Genomic DNA, 1,310 nt, shown 5'->3' with positions numbered 1-1,310 from the left:
GCGTCAATATTCAAAGCAATGGCACTGTCTTCGTTGCCGCTGGCATCACTGACGCCGAGCGTCGGTGCATCCGCAACACCGGCAACATCAACCGTAATCGAACCCGTCGTGGTCGCAACGTCTGAACCATCGGCAGAGGTCGCCGTCACACCCAGATCAAACGAACCGCTGAAGTCCTCCGCCGGGGTGATCGTCAAACCTTCAAGCTGATCAGAGCCCAGCGTCCAGGTGCCATCACCGTTGTCGGTGCCCGCAGAGAGGGTTGCACCATCGGGAACACCAGAGATCGTGACCGTCAGAGTTTCGCTGGAATCCGTCAGACCGGCATCAATATCGAGGGCGATAACATTGTCCTCGTTGCCAGACGCATCACTTACTTCGAGTGTCGGAGCATCCGCGACACCGGTCACCTCAACGGTAATTGTGCTGTTGCCGCTGCGCGTCAGAAGACGCACCGGATCGGATGTTGATGCAACAGAATCGCCATCTGTGGATCGTGCGACCACCTTAAGATCAAACGCGCCACTGAAGTTTTCCGGTGGTGTGATCGTCAGTCCTGCAAGCTCATCGGCATCCAACGTCCATGTGCCATCACCATTGTCGGTACCGGCAGACAGTTCCGCACCATCGGGCACACCGCTTACGGTGATGCTCAACACCTCGCTGGAATCTGTCAGCGCGGCATCAATATCGAGCGCAATCGCTGTATCCTCAAGACCCTGCGCATCCGACACATCAAGCGTCGGTCGGTCTGCGACGCCTTCGACATCAACCGTGATTGAACCGCTTGTCGTGGCAATATCCGACCCGTCCACAGACTGGGCCGTTACATCAAGCTCAAACGCGCCACTATAGTTGTACGGCGGCCTGACTCTGAGTCCATCAAGTTGATCCGGGCTCAGCGTCCAGCTGCCGTCACCATTGTTCGTACCGGCAGAGAGCCTTGCGCCATCCGGAAAACCGGAGATGGTGACAGAGAGAACTTCACTGGCGTCTGTCAGGACAGCGTCAAGATCAAGCGCAATTGGCCGGTCTTCGTAACCCGAAGCATCCGATACTTCCAGCGTCGGTACATCGGCCACACCGGCAACATCAACCGTGATTGAACCGGTCGTGGTTGCTACATCAGAACCATCTGCCGACGTTGCGGTCACACCAAGCTCGAAGCTGCCGGAGAAATCATCTGCTGACGTGATCGTCAGGCCTGCGAGTTGATCGGAACCAAGAGTCCAGGTGCCGTCACCGTTATCGGTGCCCGCGGACAAAGTTGCCCCTTCCGGGACACCAGAGATGGTCACCGTCAGCACTTC

Annotated in this window: 1 protein-coding gene; it reads right to left on the bottom strand. The window is 57.3% G+C overall.

Annotation, left to right across the window (positions count from 1 at the left end):
- Positions 1-1,310 (bottom strand): Ig-like domain-containing protein (locus SMB34_RS21160; protein WP_037992290.1); only part of this gene is annotated, 1,310 nt, incomplete at both ends.

This window comes from Thalassospira permensis NBRC 106175 (genome assembly GCF_000714555.1).
GTDB lineage: Bacteria > Pseudomonadota > Alphaproteobacteria > Rhodospirillales > Thalassospiraceae > Thalassospira > Thalassospira xiamenensis.
This window is presented reverse-complemented; position numbering and strand designations above follow the sequence as displayed.